This window comes from Microlunatus sagamiharensis (assembly GCF_900105785.1).
In the GTDB taxonomy this organism is placed as follows: Bacteria; Actinomycetota; Actinomycetes; order Propionibacteriales; family Propionibacteriaceae; genus Microlunatus; species Microlunatus sagamiharensis.
In genome coordinates this window covers 375,178-392,999 of sequence record NZ_LT629799.1, presented here as the reverse complement: position 1 = coordinate 392,999, position 17,822 = coordinate 375,178, and the positions used below count along the sequence as shown (strand labels likewise).

Here is a 17,822-nt window from a genome sequence, read left to right as displayed (position 1 = left end):
GGTCGTGCCGTGGCGTCCCGACCCCGACCCGTCCGTACGGGTCGTGCTGCCGCCCAGCTCGGCGCGCAGCTCGCCGCGCTGCGCGAGCAGCAGGACCTGAGCGTCGACCAGCTCGCCGAGCGCTCCAACCTCAGCCGCGCGACGGTGCGCCGCGTCGAGGGCGGCGACCCGGGGGTCGGGCTGGGCACTTTCCTGACCGTGGTCAAGACCCTCGGGCACCTCGACGCCCTGCACGACGCGCTGGAGCTCGAGGATGACTGAGGCGTTGGACGCGGAGCCCGCGACCGGGCGTTCAATGAACCTCATGGCGGAGCGATGGGTGGCGACCCGATACGGCGACCTGAACGGGCTCGAGCTGCAGGAGCACGAGCCTCCCGCACCCGGACCGGGCGAGGTGACGATCGAGGTCCGCGCCGCCGGCGTGAACCCGGCCGACTACAAGCGCATCCTGCAGGGCACGAACCCGGACGCGCTGCCCCACCCGATCGGGTTCGAGGTCGCCGGCGTCCTGACCGCGGTCGGCGAGGACACCGAGATCGGCTCCGGCCCGGCCTCGGTCGGCGACGCCGTCCTCGCCTTCCGGATCGGCGGCGGCTACGCGACCGCGGTGACCGTGCCCGCGAAGGACGTCTTCGCCAAGCCCGACGCGCTCAGCTTCCGCGAGGCCGCGAACCTCCTCCTCGCCGGCTGCACCGCCGCCGAGATGCTGCACGTGACCGGGGTGCGCGAGGGCGACACGGTCCTCGTCCACGGCGCCTCGGGCGCGGTCGGCGTGAGCGTCCTGCAGCAGGCCCGCGCACTCGGGGTGCGGGTGGTCGGCACTGCGAGCCGGGCCAACCAGGACGTGGTCGCGCAGTTCGGCGGGATCCCGGTCGTCTACGGCTCGGGGCTCGCCGACCGCGTCCGGGAGGCGGCGCCGGACGGGGTCGCCGCCGCCCTCGACTGCGTGGGCACCGACGAGGCCGTCGACGTCTCGCTGCAGCTCGTCGACGACCGGTCCCGGATCGTCACCATCGCCGCGTTCGCGCGGGTGCAGCAGGCCGGGATCCGGGCGATCGGCGGGGCCATGCCCGCGAGCGCGGAGTACCGCGACCGGGTCCGGGGCGACCTGGTCGCCATGGCCGGACGCGGCGAGCTCGTCGTCCCGGTCGCGCGGACGTTCCCGCTCGACCAGGCCCGCGAGGCCCTCGCCCTGCTGCGGACTGGTCACCCCGGCGGCAAGCTCGCGCTGGTCCCGTGACGGTGGCGCGGCTCTAGCCGAGCCCGCGGCGGACGGGGTACGTTCCGCCGGTCGGCCGACGAGGGCCGGCCCGAGGAGGCATCCCCCGTGCGCACTCCCCTTCGAGCGGTCGCGGGCGCCGCGTCCGCCGCAGTCCTCCTCAGCCTCGCCGCCACCCCCGCCCACGCGGCAAGTCCCGGCTACGTCGCGCTCGGCGACTCGTACGCCTCAGGCGTCGGGACCCGCAGCTACGTCAGCGACGGCACCAGTTGCCAGCGCTCGGTCTACGGCTACCCCGCACTCGTCGCCGGCAGCCGGGGCTACGCGCTCAACCTCCGGGCCTGCTCCGGCGCGACGATCGCCGACGTCTCCAGCCTCCAGCTGAGCGCGCTGAGCACCTCGACCGCGTACGTCAGCGTCACCGTCGGCGGCAACGACGCCGGCTTCACCGACGTGCTCACGACCTGCGCGCTGCCCGCCTGGGCCAGCAGCTGCAACGGCGCCGTCGTCCGCGCGCAGGGCATCGTCGCCAACCAGGTGCCCGGCCGGCTGAGCACCCTCTTCGGCCAGATCAGGGCCAAGGCGCCGCACGCCCGCGTCGTCGTCGCGGGCTACCCGCGCCTCTTCAACGGCGAGGACTGCAACGCCTTCACCTGGTTCTCGCCCACCGAGGAGACCCGGCTCAACGCCACCGCCGACCAGCTCGACGCGGTGCTGTCCACGGCGGCGAGCCGGGCGGGCTTCACGTTCGCCAACCCGGCGCCGGCCTTCGCCGGGCACGCCGTCTGCGACGACGCCGAGTGGCTCAACGGCCTGTCCAGCCCGACCTCGGAGTCCTACCACCCGAACCGCACCGGTCACGCGTCCGGCTACGCACCCCTGGTCGGCGCCCGCCTCGGCGGGACCTCGTCGGCCTCGGCGCTCCGCGTGACGAGCGCGACCATCTCGGCCGAGCGGCTCGCGAGCCAGCAGCGCCGGTATGCCGCCGGGGACCGCGCGATCCGGCCCGAGACGTTCCGGCGCCCGGACCTCACGAGCCCCACGGTCGAGCGGGCCGCGCGGCGAGCGGGAGTCGACCTCGACAGCCGGACGAGCATCGACCGGGCGGACCGGCGGTACGCGACCGCGCAGGCGAAGGCGTTCCGGCAGCGGTAGGTCTCAGCGGACCGCGTTGCGGTCCCCGCTGCACGTCGCCGAGCCGGGCTCGAACGCCTCCGGCCCGGCGGTCGCCCGCTCCTGCCGGGAGGGGCAGCCGTCCGGGCCCAGGTCGAGGAGCGCCATCGCGAGGAGGGCGCCGAGGACCACGGTCCCGACGCCCGCGCCCAGCCGGACCAGCCGGCCGTGCCGCCGGAGCAGCCACACGACGACCGGCACGAGCACCAGCCCGCTCACGAGGAGCCCGACCTGCGCCTCCCCCGGCGAGAAGGCCGGACCGAACCCTCCCCCGCCGCACCCCGAGACGCCGCAGGCCAGGAAGCCGGTGACCGCCAGCGCCAGTCCGTACGCGACGACGGTGAGCAGCACGGCGACGCCGAGGACTGCCGCACGGCGTACGCGGCCGCGGTCCGGGGCCGGCACCGGGTTCCGGCCTCAGGCCTGCTGACCGAAGGCGAGCGGTTGGCGGGTGGCGAGGTAGGTCGCCCAGTTGAGCTTGCGCACCGCGCCCGTCGCGTCGCGGCCGACCCGCAGCAGCTCGCCGGCCTCGCGGCCGGAGACCGTGCGGTAGAGGTCCTCGCCGACCGGCTCGAACACCGACGGCGGCTTGTCCTTCGGCGCCTGCGGCGAGCGCGCCTCGAGCCGGCCCTCACGGACCGAGAAGTCGAACGGCGAGCCCTCGGTGTACCAGCGGCCGAGCAGCGGCACGAGCTCCGGCGGCACGGACGTGCCCGGGCGCCACGGCTCGAGCTCGACCGGGTCGTGCTCGGTGACGTGGTCGGCGAGCGCGATCGCCCAGCCAGCGATGTCGGGCGGCGTGCTGCTGCTGGTCAGCACCACCCCGCCGGTCCTCGCCTCCCGGTCGGTGAACAGCGCCGTCACGTGGCCGGGCATCCCGCCGGTGTGCCCGACGTACGTCCGCCCGTTGACGCGCTGCAGGAAGAAGCCGAGGCCCATCGCCGACGTCCAGCCGTCGGCGTCGATCATGATCTGCGGGACGCACATCTCCTCGAGCGTGTCCGGCGCCAGCACCTCCTCGGTCGGGTCGGCGACGAACGCCGACCAGCGCGCTAGGTCCTCGCCCGTGCTGGCCAGGCCGCCGCACGGCACCATCCCCCGCAGGTCGAGGACGGGCTCGGGGACCGGCACGTCGGTGTAGGGGGAGACGTAGTAGCCCTGCGCGTGCGCGCCGTCGAAACCCACCGTCGTACGCCGCATCCCCAGCGGGTCGAGGATCCGGGCGCGCAGCGACTCCGCCCACGGCCGGCCGTCGACGCGGGCCACCACCTCGCCGAGCATCGAGTAGACGAGGTTGGAGTAGTGCCAGAGCCGGTGCGGCGGGTGCACCCGCTCGGCCTCCTCGAACTCGCGCACGAGCGTCTCGACGTCCGGGTTCTGCAGGGTCTCCCAGACGTCGCCGACGGGTTCGCGCTGCATCCCGGAGGCGTGGGCCAGGGCCTGCCGGATCGTGATGGCGCCGTGCACCGACTCCGGGAAGAAGCGGCCCAGCGGGTCGTCGAGCGACAGGTGGCCCTCGTCCCGCAGCCGCATGATCAGCACCGCGGTGAAGGTCTTCGTGTTCGACGCGATGAGGAACTGGTCGTCCGGCCCGGGCGCGACGTCCGGCTCGTCGAGGTGCCGGGCGCCCACGCCGGTCGACCAGGTCAGCCCGCCACCGCGGACGACGCCCGCGAACACACCGGGCACGCGCCCGTCCCGCTGGCGCTCGACGACGAGGCGCCGCAGGTCGCGGCGGGTGGACTCCTGGAGAGGTTCGCTCACCAGGCCGACCCTAGAACCGCCCCTGGACGAGCACGGTCACCGGGACTGCTGCGGCAGGTCCGTGCGCGCCTCGCGCTGCACCTGCTCGGCCAGCGAACCGGGCGAGGTCGCCCGGCGCGACAGCAGCGCCACGACCGCGGCCGCGAGCATCGCAGCGGCGATGATCAGCAGCGAGGCGGAGAAGCCGCCGGTGGCGTCCTTGACCCGACCGATCAGCGGAGTCACGGTCAGCCCCGCCACGTTGGCCAGCGCGTTGATCAAGGCGACCCCGGCGGCCGCGGCGACGCCCGTGGTGAACGACGTCGCGCTCTGCCACAGCGCGGGGATCGCCGACCAGGCCACGCCGGTCGACAGCGCCAGCAGCGCGAAGCCGGCGAACGTCGGCCCCGCCGCCACGCTCAGCGCGAGCAGGATGCCCGAGGCCGCCATCGGGACCGCCATGTGCAGGTGGGTGCGGCCGCGCTTGGCGACGCTCCGGCCGACGAGGAGCATGAAGACGACCGCGAGCGCGTACGGGACCGCGGTGAGCAGCGCCGTCGTGAAGTTGCCCGGGCTGCCGAAGGTCCCCTTGATCACCTGGGGCATCCACAGCGTCAGCCCGATGCTGTTGAACGAGTAGAGGAAGAGGAAGAGCGCCAGCAGCAGGATGCCGGGGTTGGTCAGCGCCTGCCGCACGGTGAAGGTCCGCTGCGACTCCAGCGCCCGGCGCTCGGTCGCCAGCGCCTTGACCAGCCAGGTGCGGTTCTCCTCGGGGAGCCAGGCGGCGTCCTTCGGGGAGTCGGTGAAGCGCTTGAGCACGACGAACGCGAGCACCACGGCCGGGACCGCCTCGAGGACGAAGAGCCACTTCCAGCCGGCGATCCCGCCCACCCCGTCGAGCTTGAGGAAGGCCCCGCTGATCGGGGCGCCGATCGTCGTGGCCAGCGCGGACCCGACGTAGAACTGCGCGGTCGCCCGCGCGCGGTGCCGGGCGGGGAACCACAGCGAGAGGTAGAAGATGATCCCCGGCGTGAAGCCCGCCTCAGCCGCGCCGAGCAGCAGCCGGACGAGGGCGAAGGACTTGAAGCCGACGACGAGGGCCATGCACCCCGCGACGATCCCCCAGGTGATCATGATCCGGGCGATCCAGACGCGGGCGCCGAAGCGCTCCAGCGCGACGTTGCTCGGGACCTCGACGAGGATGTAGGTGACGTAGAACAGCCCGGCCCCGAGCCCGTACGCGGTCGCGGTGAGGCCGATGTCGGCGTTCATGGTCAACGACGCGACCGAGATGTTGGACCGGTCGAGGTAGGCGACCAGGAACAGCACGATGATCAGCGGCATCAGCCGGCGGGAGACGCGGCTGACGGTGTCGCTCTCGATTGCGGAGAGCTCGACGGTCCCGGTCGTGCCGCGATCGGCTTTCGTGGTGGACATGCGTCTCCTCGAGGCGGAGTGGTCGATGGGTGAGGCGGAGCGCGGTGCAGGCTCAGCGGGGCTCGGCACGCCTGAGCCGGGCGGCGAGCCGGGTGAGCCCGGCGACGAGCGAGGTCTCGAGCTCGGGGGTGAGCCGGTCGGCGACGAAGCTCGCGCTGACCGCGGTCGGCGGTCCCGGCGCCCCCACGCCGACGCCGAAGCACCGGATGCCGGGCACGCCCTGCTCGTCGTCGACGGAGTAGCCGCGCTCCTGGACCGCCGCGAGGTCGGCGCGCAGCTGGGCGACGGTGCGCAGGGACCGCGGGGTGCGCACCGGGAGGCGGTCGAGCGCCGCCAGCCGCCGCTCCAGCTCGTCGTCGTCCAGCTCGGCCAGCATCGCGCGACCGAGGGCGGTGACCGTCGCCGGGTTGCGGGTGCCGATCTCGTTGACGAACCGCGCCGGCTGGTGCCCGTCGTGCCGGGCCACGTAGACCACGTCGGTGGCGTCGAGCACGGCCAGCACGACGGTCTCGCCCTGCAGCTCGCGCGACGCCGCGACTGCCCGGTGGAACTCGTCCACGACACCGGTCGAGGCGAGAGCCGCACGGCCGAGCTCGACGACCTTGTAGCCGAGCACCCAGCCCGCCGCCGTACGCCGGACCATCCCCGCGCCCTCCAGGCTGACGAGCACGTTGAGGGTCGAGGACTTGGCCGCCCCGAGCTCGGCGGCCAGCGTGGTGAGCGGCACCGGCTCGGAGCGGCGGGCGAGCAGCTCGAGGACGAGGCCCGCGCGGTACGCCGCCGGGGAGGGCGCCTGCTCCCCCGAGCCGTAGGCCGCACCTCCCCGACGGCCGTCGGTGCGGCCGGCCTCCTCGGGCTGGACCTGTGCTGACACGTCGACCTCCTCGTCGCCTGACACCTGACCACCTCTCGTCGTCCCCGTGAACTGCGCGTTCAGCGGGCTGAACGCTGGTTCTCATGACGAGCATCGCCCGTACGCCTGGAGACAGCGGGCTGAACCGCCCCACACGCGCCGGGTCACCTCCGCCTAGCGTGGCGGGATGAGCGCGCCCACCGCCCCCGCCCGGCCGAACCCCGGCGTCCACGTCGGACCCGACCCCGACCAGCGGCTGGAGGACGCGGTCCGCGCCGGGGGTGGACGGGTCGTCGGCGCCGACGAGGCCGACGCGATCGTCTTCCACTCCGACGCGGACGACCCGGACGAGAGCGCCGCCCTGGTCACCGACCGGACCCGGTGGGTGCAGCTCCCGCACGCCGGCATCGAGCGCTGGACCGCGGCAGGACTCATCACGGACGAACCCGTCTGGACCAGCGCAGCCGGCGCGTACGGCCCGCAGGTCGCCGAGCACGCCCTCGCCCTCCTCCTCGCCGGCGCCCGCCGGCTCCAGGCCGCGGCCCGGGCGCAGACGTGGGACCGGCAGCCCGGCCGGGTCGTCGCGGGCAGCACCGTCGCGCTGGTGGGGTTCGGCGGCATCGGGCGCTGCCTGCTGCCGATGCTCGAGCCCCTCGGCTGCCGGGTGCTGGCCGTCACCGACTCGGGCCCGGTCGAGGGCGTCGAGCGGACCGTGGGTCGCGACGCCTACCGGGAGGTCCTGCCCGAGGCCGACTTCGTCGTGCTCCTTGCCGCCCTCACGCCGCAGACCCGCGGCATGATCGGCGCCGCCGAGCTCGACCCCATGCGCGACGACGCCTGGCTGGTCAACGTCGGCCGCGGCGGCCTCGTCGACACCGACGCCCTCGTGGAGGCGCTGCGCGAGGAGCGCATCGGCGGCGCCGCGCTCGACGTCACCGACCCTGAGCCGCTCCCCGACGGCCACCCGCTCTGGACCCTCCCGAACGCGCTCATCACCCCGCACGTGGCCAACCCGCAGGAGGCCCACGACGCCGCTCTGGCCGAGCGCTTACGCGAGAACGTGCGCCGCTTCGCCGCCGGCGAGGAGCTCCTCGGGGTCATCGATCCCGAGCAGGGCTTCTGACCGACGGCATTGGCCCAGGCAGTTACTGCCGCCAGTCGCAGCGACCAGGCCACGATCCCTGAGCTTGTCGAAGGGCCACCCAGCCACGATCCCTGAGCCCTGTCGAAGGGCCACCCGCGATCGTGAGTCCAGCCACGAGTCCTGAGCCTGTCGAAGGGCTGCTTCCACTGTCCGCGGCGAACCAAGACACGACCCCTGAGCTTGTCGAAGGGCCATCCACGCACGCCCCCTAAACCTGTCGACGAACCAGGCCACGATCCCTGAGCTTGTCGAAGAGCCGCCGACACACGCCCCCGGAACTTGCCGAACCAACCCCTCCCTCCGCAAACCCACTTTTTGTCAGAACGACAAGTTAGCCTGAAGTCATCACGGACGAGGACCTCAGGAGGCCGACATGACGGCGACGCTCAGCACCCAGGCGGAATGGTTCAGCAACTACGTCAGCTCCACGATGTCGGTCCTCGGCGTCCATGAGCCCGACAGCGACGGCGACCTCCCCGTCCGGGGCGTCACGAGCCCCGGATGGGTACGGGTCCAGACGCACCAGCCCTGGGGCGCGCGGATCTTCGCCTACGCCGCGACCGGCGTCCCGGCGAAGGTGGCGGTCTACAAGGAGCTCAACGCGGCGATGCTGGCCGACCGCGCGGTGCGGGTCTTCCTCACCGACACCGGCGCCGTGGTGGTGGACCAGCTCGTCCTCGCCGACACCGTCGGCACCGACACGCTCCGTCGGGCGGTCAAGCGGGTGCTCAAGGTCGCCGACCGGCTCGGCCCGGTGCTCACGGCACTGCACGGCGGCAGCGTCCCCCTCCCACCCATCGCCCCCGAGGGCTGACGGCGATGACGTACGAGTCGGAGTACCCACCCGTCTACGTCACCGTCGACGTGGTGCTGCTGACCGTTCGCGACGACGCGCTGCAGGTCCTGCTCGTCGAGCGCGGTGCCAGGGAGCAACGGGGCTCACTCGCGCTGCCCGGCGGGTTCGTGCGCCAGGAGGAGGACCTGCCCGACGCCGCCCGCCGCGAGCTGCGCGAAGAGACCGGCGTCGACGTCGAGCCCGCCCACCTCGAGCAGGTCGCCACCTTCGGTGCGCCCTATCGCGACTCCCGGGGCCGCGTCGTGTCCGTCGCCTACCTGGCCGCCCTGCCCGCGCTGCCCGTCCCGGTCGCGGGGACCGACGCGGCGGCCGCACGCTGGGAACCCGTCTCGGCGGCGCTCGACGAGCCTCTCGCCTTCGACCACCACGCGATCCTCGAGGCGGGCGTCGACCGGGCCCGGAGCAAGCTCGAGTACACCGCCCTGGCCACGACCTTCGTGGGGCCGACCTTCACCGTCGCCGAGCTCCGGCACGTCTACGAGGTCGTGTGGGGCCGGTCCCTCGACCCGGGGAACTTCCACCGCAAGGTGCTCGGCTCGGAGGGCTTCGTCCGCCGCACCGCCGAGCAGCGCTCGAGCGGACGCGGCAGACCGGCCGCGACGTACGAGCACGGTGGCGCGACCCTGCTCCACCCCCCGATCCTGCGCCGGGCGGCTCCCTGAGCCCCGGCCCGCACCCCAACTCGACCTGCCGGCACGACCCGAGGAGAACGACCATGACCCTGAAGCTGACCACCGCCCAGTACGACCGCGCCGCCGGCGTCCTGCTCGCCCTCGCCGCGGGCGACGCCCTGGGTGCGGGCTACGAGTTCGGCCCGCCGCTCGACGACGACGTCGAGGTCCGGATGCAGGGCGGCGGCTCGTTCGGCTGGGCGCCCGGCGAGTGGACCGACGACACCTCGATGGCCGTGGCCATCGCCGAGGTCTCCGCGGAAGGCCTGGATCTCCGCAGCGCCGAGGCCCAGGACCGCATCGCCGCGCGCTGGCTCGGCTGGTCGCGGAACGCCAAGGACGTCGGCATCCAGACGGGGCAGGTGCTCGGCGCCGTCACCGGCGGCACTCCGGGCCTGGCTGAACGCGTGCGCAAGGCGACGGCCGACCTCCACCGGCGGACTGGACGGACGGCGGGGAACGGTTCGCTGATGCGAACCGCCCCCGTCGCCCTCGCCCGCCTGGACGACCCCGACGCCCTCGTCGAGGCGGCGCACGCGCTGAGCGCGATCACGCACGCGGACCCGGAGGCCGGCGAGGCCTGTGCGCTGTGGTGCCTGGCAATCCGGCACGCGGTGCTCGAGGGGACGTTCGACGGGCTGCGGCTCGCGGTCGACGCCCTGCCCGCCGACCGCCGGGCCGTCTGGACCTACCGCCTCGACCTCGCCGAGGAGCTGCCGCCCTCGGCCTTCACGCGCAACGGCTGGGTCGTGGAAGCCCTGCAGGGCGCGTGGTCCGCGATCGCCCGCACCGTCGTCCCCACCGGTGGGCAGCCCGGCGACCACCTCCGGCTCGCCCTCGAGGCCGCGGTCCGGGGCGGGCACGACACCGACACCGTGGCGGCGATCGCGGGTTCGCTGCTCGGCGCCCGCTGGGGCGCCTCGGCCGTGCCCTCGGCGTGGCGGCGGGTCCTGCACGGCTGGCCCGGGCTCCGCGGCCGCGACCTCGTCCGCCTCGCCGTCCTGACCGCCCGCGGCGGACGGCCCGACGGCGCCGGCTGGCCCAGCGCCGCCGTCGTCGACTACTCGATCTACGAGAGCAGCGCCCTCGCCCGCCACCCGCAGGACGAGCACGTCTGGCTCGCCGGCGTCGGCGCCTTCGACGACCCGCCGCCCGAGGTCGACGCCGTCGTCTCGCTCTGCCGTCTCGGCGCGGCGCAGGTGCCGGTCGCCCGCGTCGCACCCGAGGACCACGTCGAGGTCTGGCTCGTCGACAGCGCCGACCCGGCGCAGAACCCGAACCTCGACCTCGTCCTCGCCGACGCCGTCGACGCGGTCGCCGCCCTACGCGCCGAGGGCCGTACGGTCCTCCTCCACTGCGTCCAGGCCCAGAGCCGTACGCCGACGGTCGCCGCCTTGTACGGCGCCCGGGTCAGCGGGCAACCGGCGGCGGAGTGCCTGGTGAAGGTTCAGGAGGTGCTGCCGGGGGCGCACCCGAATCAGGCGTTCCTGGAGGTGATCGAGGGCAGGAGCGCGGAGCCCGCGCGTGCTGGTCGAGCTTTCGGTGCTGTGGCGGGCTCGAGGAGCCTCGTTCAGGACCGCGAGATCACGCTCACCGCCAACGAGGCCGACCAGCTGCTCGTCATCCTCGACGACGTCGTCGGTTCACTCGACCGCATCGGCAGCCGGGAGGCCGCAGGCGAGGACCCCGGGCACGAGTGGGTCCACGAGTACTTCTCGACCGGTGGCGCCACGCGGCGGTTGTCGCACGCGCGCCGGATCCTCAGCAAGGCGTTCGCTCGGGTGTACACCGACGACGAGCAGGCGGAGATCTGGGACCAGCGTGAATGGCCTGTCTGGGCTGTGCACCTGCCCGAGATCGCACGCAAGCCAGACGACCGCTGACAACGGACCGCCTCAAGCCTCGCCCCATGTCCCCCGCACGGAGGACAGGTGTTGTCCGTCCGCCTGAAGTGTTGTCGAGGTTCCGCTGAGGGTGGCCAAGTGCCCCCCTCGTCATGCCAGGATCACATTCGACGGGCTATACGAGCACCTGTCCGGGGCCCGTTCCCAACGCCAACGCGGTCGGTCAGCCGACCAGGAAGTGAGTCCGCCATGTCGGGACGCGTTCTCTCCAGCGAGCAGGCCAAGTCGGCCATCACGCAGATGCAGTCGATCATCAACGGCGGCCTCACCAACGAGATCAACAACCTCAACACCCAGGGCCAGGCCCTGTCCGACCCCAACAACTGGGACGGTCCCCTCGCCGAGCGCTTCCGCAGCTCCACCTGGCCGGAGACCAAGTCGGCGCTCGACAAGGCCAAGACCGAGCTCGAGGAGCTCCGCGGCCAGCTCCAGCAGATCTCCAGCAACATCATGACCGCCGGCGGCGGCAGCTAGGCCGCCCGGACCCCGACGGACGCTCTTCGAGCCTTGAGGGTCGAGCACCACCGCACCACCTGCACGAACCTGACCACGCTGGTCCCGCGGGTAGTAAATCTGCCCGCGGGACAGCGCAGCCGTGACCACTGGAGAACCTGATGGCCCTGGGCGCCAATGCCGCTCCCGTCCCCTTCGACTTCGGCGCTGCCGAGTCGCTGATCACGGCCTGCCGCACCGCGGCTTCGTCCATCGACGCTCAGGTCGGCCAGCGCTGGTCGCTGGTCAGCACGGGGTCCAAGGAGTTCAAGGGCCTCTTCTCGCAGCTGTTCGCCGGCAATGCCCTGACCGCCGCTGCGGATGCGACCGAGTTGTCGATGTCCCTCCGGGACATGGCGGACAAGGCTCAGCAGCTCGCCGACCAGGCGCGCGCGGAGCAGGAGCGCCGCGACAAGGCCAAGGCGTGGCAGGAGGAGCACGACAACCGCAGCGGCGCGCAGAAGGTCTGGGACGACCTCTTCAACTCAGGGGACGACCCGCCGTTCGGCGACCCCGTCGAGCCAGGTCCGCTGTCAGTCCCTGCGCCGCCGAACCGTCCCCGCGACCCCATGGCCCCTGCCGGTGGTTCCGGTCAAGGGGGCAGCGGCGGCGGAACCTCCTCGGCGATGCCGAAGAACCTGCACGCCTTCGCCTCCGGCTCGAGCGACCTGAACGGTCAGCTGGAGCCGGTGCCCGGCCGGGTGAGCAACGCCTACGACACCTTCTGCATGAGGTGCAAGTGGGGCAGCCTCGACGCGAACGGACCGATCAACGGCTTCCGTCAGTGGCTGGCCGCCAACGCGATGGACGTCGAGTGGGCGACCGTCGTCGCCAACGCCTTCAAGGCCGCCGGCGCCAACGGCGAGGTGTCGACGTTGTCGAACAGCGCCGTGGCCGCTGCCCTGCAAGCGCACCACGTCAACATCACGCGGAACGACCTCACGATCCAGCCGCCTCAGGCCTACGGCGCTCCTCCGACGTCGGGCTACGCCGACGACCCGGTCAACACCGCCACCGGCAACTTCCTCGAGGTCGAGGCCGACCTGACCTTCCCCGGCGCCGCCTCGATGCTCACGCTCGGGCGCACGTACAACTCCTTCGACGCCGAGATCCACGCCTTCGGCGTCGGCTGGTCGTCGATCTGCGAGGCCGGCCTGACGCTCGCCGACGACCTCGCGCGCTTCACGCTGCCCGACGGTCGGCAGATCCACTTCCCCCGTCTCGGCGACGGTTGGGACCGCGCGGCCGGCGAGAGCCTCTGGCTCTCCCGCGACGCCAACTCCGGCGAGCTGGTCGTCACCGGCAACGACGGCTCCTGGTGGCGCCTGTCCTCCGGCGGCACCCTGCGCTCCTTCGGCACCGGCCCGGCCGAGGCCCGCGCCTTCGTCACCCTCGTCCGCGACGAGGCCGGTCGGCTGCTCCGGCTCTCGCACGCCCGCGGGCAGTGGATCGACCTCGACTGGACTGACGAGCGGGTCGTCTCGGCCCGCTCCGCCGACGGCCGAACGGTCACATACGCCTACGACGCCGACGTTCACCTGCTGTCGGCCGCTGGTCCGACCGGCACCCGCACCTACCGCTGGGGCGCCGACGGTCGCATCGCCGCCGTGGTCGACGCTGACGGTGTCGTCGAGGTCGACAACCTCTACGACGACCGGGGCCGCGTCACCACGCAGCGCTCTCCCTTCGGCCGCACCACGCGCTACGTCTACCTGCCCGGGCGTACCACCGTCGTCTCCGACGAGGACGGCACCCGCTCCAACACGTGGCTCCACGACGAGAAGGGCCGTCTGATCGGTGTCGTCGACGCCGACGAGCAGCGCCAGTCCACCTCCTACGACCGCTGGAGCAACCCGGTCGTCCTCACCGAGCGCGACGGCTCCACCACCGTCCACGAGTGCGACGCCCGCGGCCGCCGTGTCCGCAGCGTCACCCCGTCCGGCGCTGACCTGACCTTCGGCTACGACGACCTCGACCGCGTCACCACCGTGGTCACCGAGCAGGGCGCGGTCACCGCGTACACCTACGACGGCGACCTCCGGAACCCCTCGACGATCGTGGACCCCGAGGGCAGGCTCACCTGCCTCACCTGGACCGACGGCCTCCTCACCGAGATCGTCGACCCCACCGACGTCGTCGTCCGTCTCACCTACGACCTGCACGGCGACCTCGTCGGCACCACCAACGCTGACGGCCACACCGCCCGCCTCGAGCGCGACGACCTCGGCCGCGTCACCGCCGCGATCACGCCCTCCGGCCAGCTCACGACCTACATCTACGACCCCTCCTCCGGCCTGCTCGCCGAGCGGGTCAACCCTGACGGCGGCACCTGGCGCTACGAGTACACGGCCGGCGGCCGCCTGGCGTCCACCGTCGACCCGCTCGGCTCCCGCACCTCGCTCGAGTACGGCCCGCACGGCGAGGAGGCGGCGACGATCGACCCGCTCGGTCGTGCCGTCACCCGCCGGCTCGACGACCTCGGCAACCTCGCCGCCGTCGAGCTGCCGGATGGCGCCCGCTGGGAGTTCGCGCACGACGCCCTCTCCCGGCTCGTCGCCACCACCGACCCGACCGGCGGTGTGTGGCGCCAGGAGTTCGACCGCGCCGGGAACCCGGTCGCCTCGGTCGACGCCACCGGCGTCCGCGTGGGCGTCGACCTCGACGCCGCGCGCAACGAGGTCGAGGTCCGCGACGGCGACGTCTCGACCCACACCGGCTTCGACCCGCTCGGCCGCCTCACCTCGATTGGCCAGGCCGACGGCTCCTCCGCCGTCTACACCTACGACCGCTGCGGCCGCCCGGTCGAGGCCCTTGACGCCGACGGCGGCCTCACACTCATCCGCCGCGACGCCGCAGGCCGTCCGCTCGAGGTCGTCTCCCCGCTGGGCGCGACCACCCGCTACGCCTACGACCACTGCGGCCGGCTCGTCAGCGTCACCGACCCCAACGGCGCCGTCACCACCATCGGCTACGACGTCGACAGCCGCCCCGTCACCCAGACCCTGCCCACAGGCGAGGTCGCGCGGTCGACGTACGACGTCTGCGGCCGCATCGTCGAGCACCACGCTCCCGGCGTCGGCACCTCGCGCTGGACCTACGACCTCGCCGGTCAGGTCGTCGAGTGGCAGGACTCGCTGGGCGGCACCCGCCGGTTCCGCTACGACGCCGCCGGCCAGCTCGTCGCCGCGATCGACGGCAACGGCGGCGTTACGACCTACGACTACGACGCCAACGGCCGCACCACGCGGATCACCGACCCGCTGGGCGGGGTGACGGTGCGCGAGTTCGACGCGATGAACCGCTGCGTCGCCGAGACCGACCCCATCGGCCGCACCACGCGAGCCGGCTACGACGCCGCCGGACGCCAGGTCTGGCAGGAGTCGCCGGACGGCCGCCGCACGACCTGGACCTTCGACGCCTCCGGCCGCCCTGCGACCATGGCCGTCGACGGCCGCACGGTCACCGCCCTCACCCGCGACCTGCGCCGCCGGACCGTCCGCACTGTCGACTCCACCCGCGAGGACGGCGTCGTCGTCGAGCACGAGCTCGAGTGGAACCGCCGCGGCCAGCTCGTCCGCCGCACCCGCGACGGCCGCTCCGTCGAGTGGACCTACGACGCCGACGGCCGCCGCACCTCGATGGTCACCCCTGACGGCACCACCACGTCCTACGGCTACGACCGCGCCGGCCACCTCACGTCGATCGACTCGAGCGTCCTCGGCCGCGCCGCCTTCGACCACGACGCCGCCGGCCGCCTCATCTCCGCCCTCGCCGGCGGGATGATCCAGTCGTGGGAGCACCGTGACGGCTTCGTCGTCGGCCACACGATCACCGACAGCGAGGGCTCGACCCGCACCACGATCGACCGCGACGACGACGGCCGCATCACCCGGGTAGTGAAGGGCGACGGCTCCGTCACCACCGCGACCGACTACGCCTACGACGGCGCCCACCAGCTCGTCGAGGCCCGGATCCGCACGACCAGCGGCACCTCGACGATCTCGTCGACCAACCGTTGGCGCTACGACGCGGCTGGCCGCATGGTCGCCGAGTCGACCGACCAGGCCGCGCTCCTGCACGTCTACGACGCTGCGGGCCAGCTCCTGACGTCGAACGACGCGGGGGGCCGCGAGGTCCGCTACACCTACGACGGCGCCGGCCGCCGAACGGGCGAGCGCGACAACCGAGGCCAAGCCCGCGAGTTCGTGTGGAACCCCTCCGGCTACCTCGCCGGCGTCGTCCACCACGACCGCGACCGGGTCCGGAAGACGACCGTGCACGCCGACGCCCTCGGCGAGCTCGCGTCCGTCGACGGCACCGAGTTCTTCTGGGACACCGCCGCGTACGCCGGCGCCCCCGTCCTCGCCGGCGACACCCCGATCCTCTCGGCCGGCCCGGTCACCGGGGTCGGTACCGGCTGGACCGCGCCCGGCTGGCGCACCGCCCGCTCCACCGAGACCGACCCCTGGGCCACGAGCGGCGCGGCAGCGCTAGGACCGTCCGTCGCCATCGGCCCGTCCGGCGGTCTTGCCATCGACGGCCTCGAGTGGATGGGTGCCCGCGTCTACGACCCCGCTGTTCGCGGCTTTCTCTCAGTAGACCCGTTCGACTCGGTCGTTGGAACTGGGTGGGCTGGAAATCCCTATTCCTACGCGGGCAACAATCCGCTGCATGCAACGGATCCGGCTGGCTTGTCGCCAGTGACGGATTCTGAGCTCGCTAAATATCGAAGCAGCAACGGGATCGGCGGCGCTTGGAACGCCGTCAACAGTTGGACAAAGTCCAACTGGGAGTACATCGCCGGGGGTGCGATGGTTCTCGGTGGCGCAGCCCTGATGGCCACCGGGGTTGGCGGCCCCCTTGGCGTGATGCTTGTATCCGCAGGCGCCAACACCATCATCCAGAAGGCCACAACCGGCGAGGTGAACTGGAGCGAGGTGGCGGTCTCCGGCGCAGCCGGTGCGGTCGGCTTCGGTGTTGGTGGCGCTGTGGCCAAGGTAGCTGGAGAGGGAATCTGGGCGACCGTAGCCGTCGGGGCGGCGAGCGGTGCGGCCGACGGTGCCGTCAACGGAGGTGGCACTTATCTCGTCGGGCCAGGGCCACACACCGCGAGCGGGCTGGTCAGGTCGACTGCTACCGGTGCGGCGATCGGGGAACTAACTGGCGGCGCCGGCGGAGCTGCCGCGCACGGGATCGGCTCACTCGCTAGATCGGCTGGTCACGGCCTTGGCCCCAACCCCGGCCGCGCACTTGGTGACATCCCGGCTGAGCCTACCGGTCCGATCGTCGATGTTCCTACTCCCGCACCAAAGCCTCGATTCATTGTCAACAGTTCTGGAGACGTGCTAGACACGACAAGGGTGACGATTCCAGAAGGGAAGCTCGGGTATCTCTTGAAGAATCAGAGCAAGGCAGGCATCTTCGATGAATCAATGGGTCACACGGACAATACGCTCGAGCCAGCACTGAGAGAGCATCTGACGTCCAACTTCGGAAATGCGACACCAGGCGTACGGATGGGCGGTGAACCACTCCCAGGATTCGACCAGACAGGCGAGAAGTTTGTTGTGACCGGTCCGATGACCGGACCGACAGGCGAGTCCTGGAACATGAATACGGCGTGGGGCGCCGATCCCGACGGTACCGTCCGCCTCATCACCGCATCCCCTGCCAAATGAGCCTGGACGTCTCGGTGCCGCTTGTGGCGGTGGGTCACTTCTGGGTCCTTCGGCAGTTGCTGGCTAAGGTCCCACGTGAGTTAACTGTCGTCGTGACCCTCGACGACAGACATGAGTGGGCTTTCGTCGAGCCGGGATGGCGGCCGCTGTCCATCGCGGTTACGGAAACGGCCATGTTGCTCTGGTCAGCACGAAATGTTCACGAATTCGGCCCCACAGGATTATCAGCAAGTATTGGACTGGACGAGGACGTCGAGTGGGCGCTACCGCTCGCGTCTTCGGAACTCCTCGTCATCTGCGAAACATCTGTCCGCAAACTGCGAGAAGGCCGAGTTGTTGAAAGAATCGATCTACAAGACACCTTCGAGAGCGTGAGGCACGTCGAAGACGCGATCGTCATCACGGACGCAGCTGGAATCGAATATACCGTTGACCTTGCTGCCGATACTCGAGCCAACAACTATCCGTCGGCATAGGCAGAGGTATGCCGCACCCGCTTCTGCAGGCGTAGTGCAACGGCGTTCGGACGCCAGGACAGCCGCGACCTTTCTGAGCGCCACTCGAGCACGGATGTGTGTCGACCTGACGGATTCCTTCCCAAGGGAAAGGATGGCTTGAAGGTGAAGTCACGCCTCATCGCGTTGACTCCATC

At 72.2% G+C, this 17,822-nt stretch carries 14 protein-coding genes; 10 read left to right on the top strand and 4 right to left on the bottom strand.

The window, feature by feature from the left end; translation table 11 throughout:
* The first annotated feature begins 9 nt into the window (after positions 1-9).
* From BLU42_RS01725 to BLU42_RS01715, 3 genes are all read left to right on the top strand, one after another.
* The gene (locus BLU42_RS01725; RefSeq protein ID WP_091072836.1) at positions 10-261 is read left to right on the top strand and encodes a helix-turn-helix domain-containing protein; all 252 of its coding nucleotides are present in this window, start codon (positions 10-12) and stop codon (positions 259-261) included.
* 58 nt (positions 262-319) lie between these two features.
* Positions 320-1,240 carry a quinone oxidoreductase family protein gene (locus BLU42_RS01720; protein WP_231918395.1) on the top strand — a complete coding sequence of 307 codons (921 nt, stop codon included), beginning with the start codon at positions 320-322 and terminating at the stop codon, positions 1,238-1,240.
* 87 nt (positions 1,241-1,327) lie between these two features.
* Positions 1,328-2,374 (top strand): SGNH/GDSL hydrolase family protein, encoded by a 1,047-nt coding sequence (locus BLU42_RS01715; protein ID WP_091072833.1) that lies wholly within the window; start codon positions 1,328-1,330, stop codon positions 2,372-2,374.
* A gap of 3 nt (positions 2,375-2,377) precedes the next feature.
* Here BLU42_RS01715 and BLU42_RS01710 read toward each other — a convergent pair whose 3' ends face one another.
* From BLU42_RS01710 to BLU42_RS01695, 4 genes are read right to left on the bottom strand one after another with little or no spacing between them, the layout of a single operon-like run.
* Positions 2,378-2,797 (bottom strand): hypothetical protein, encoded by a 420-nt coding sequence (locus BLU42_RS01710; protein WP_091072831.1) that lies wholly within the window; start codon positions 2,795-2,797, stop codon positions 2,378-2,380.
* Between the two features lie 12 nt (positions 2,798-2,809).
* On the bottom strand, positions 2,810-4,156 hold the full coding sequence (locus tag BLU42_RS01705) for a serine hydrolase domain-containing protein (protein WP_091072829.1): 1,347 nt from the start codon (positions 4,154-4,156) through the stop codon (positions 2,810-2,812).
* 36 nt (positions 4,157-4,192) lie between these two features.
* Complete coding sequence (locus BLU42_RS01700; protein WP_091072827.1) at positions 4,193-5,572, bottom strand: MFS transporter; 1,380 nt, start codon at positions 5,570-5,572, stop codon at positions 4,193-4,195.
* A 52-nt stretch (positions 5,573-5,624) separates the two neighbouring features.
* Positions 5,625-6,446 carry an IclR family transcriptional regulator gene (locus BLU42_RS01695; protein WP_157719717.1) on the bottom strand — a complete coding sequence of 274 codons (822 nt, stop codon included), beginning with the start codon at positions 6,444-6,446 and terminating at the stop codon, positions 5,625-5,627.
* A gap of 166 nt (positions 6,447-6,612) precedes the next feature.
* Here BLU42_RS01695 and BLU42_RS01690 point away from each other — a divergent pair, with 166 nt between their 5' ends.
* From BLU42_RS01690 to BLU42_RS20425, 7 genes are all read left to right on the top strand, one after another.
* Positions 6,613-7,548, top strand: coding sequence for a D-isomer specific 2-hydroxyacid dehydrogenase family protein (locus BLU42_RS01690; protein WP_091072821.1), 936 nt, complete (start codon positions 6,613-6,615; stop codon positions 7,546-7,548).
* Positions 7,549-7,942: 394 nt separating this feature from the next.
* Complete coding sequence (locus tag BLU42_RS01685; RefSeq protein WP_091072819.1) at positions 7,943-8,383, top strand: T3SS (YopN, CesT) and YbjN peptide-binding chaperone 1; 441 nt, start codon at positions 7,943-7,945, stop codon at positions 8,381-8,383.
* Between the two features lie 5 nt (positions 8,384-8,388).
* Positions 8,389-9,087, top strand: a complete 699-nt coding sequence (locus BLU42_RS01680) for an NUDIX hydrolase (RefSeq protein ID WP_091072816.1) — start codon at positions 8,389-8,391, stop codon at positions 9,085-9,087.
* A 53-nt stretch (positions 9,088-9,140) separates the two neighbouring features.
* Positions 9,141-10,979, top strand: coding sequence for an ADP-ribosylglycohydrolase family protein (locus BLU42_RS01675; protein WP_091072814.1), 1,839 nt, complete (start codon positions 9,141-9,143; stop codon positions 10,977-10,979).
* Positions 10,980-11,189: 210 nt separating this feature from the next.
* Positions 11,190-11,474, top strand: coding sequence for a pyrophosphorylase (locus BLU42_RS01670; RefSeq protein ID WP_091072812.1), 285 nt, complete (start codon positions 11,190-11,192; stop codon positions 11,472-11,474).
* Between the two features lie 140 nt (positions 11,475-11,614).
* Positions 11,615-17,170 (top strand): DUF6531 domain-containing protein, encoded by a 5,556-nt coding sequence (locus BLU42_RS01665; protein ID WP_091072809.1) that lies wholly within the window; start codon positions 11,615-11,617, stop codon positions 17,168-17,170.
* A complete protein-coding gene (locus BLU42_RS20425; protein WP_157719716.1) occupies positions 17,167-17,646 on the top strand; it encodes a hypothetical protein in 480 nt (159 codons plus the stop codon). Before BLU42_RS01665 ends, BLU42_RS20425 begins: the two co-directional genes overlap by 4 nt.
* The last annotated feature ends 176 nt before the right edge of the window (positions 17,647-17,822 follow it).

Bases quoted from the DNA above. Each gene is read 5' to 3' on its own strand.
- BLU42_RS01700 (WP_091072827.1), bottom strand. From the start codon at position 5,572: ATGTCCACCACGAAAGCCGATCGCGGCACGACCGGGACCGTCGAGCTC.
- BLU42_RS01690 (WP_091072821.1), top strand. From the start codon at position 6,613: ATGAGCGCGCCCACCGCCCCCGCCCGGCCGAACCCCGGCGTCCACGTC.
- BLU42_RS01685 (WP_091072819.1), top strand. From the start codon at position 7,943: ATGACGGCGACGCTCAGCACCCAGGCGGAATGGTTCAGCAACTACGTC.
- BLU42_RS01680 (WP_091072816.1), top strand. From the start codon at position 8,389: ATGACGTACGAGTCGGAGTACCCACCCGTCTACGTCACCGTCGACGTG.
- BLU42_RS01675 (WP_091072814.1), top strand. From the start codon at position 9,141: ATGACCCTGAAGCTGACCACCGCCCAGTACGACCGCGCCGCCGGCGTC.
- BLU42_RS01670 (WP_091072812.1), top strand. From the start codon at position 11,190: ATGTCGGGACGCGTTCTCTCCAGCGAGCAGGCCAAGTCGGCCATCACG.
- BLU42_RS01665 (WP_091072809.1), top strand. From the start codon at position 11,615: ATGGCCCTGGGCGCCAATGCCGCTCCCGTCCCCTTCGACTTCGGCGCT.
- BLU42_RS20425 (WP_157719716.1), top strand. From the start codon at position 17,167: ATGAGCCTGGACGTCTCGGTGCCGCTTGTGGCGGTGGGTCACTTCTGG.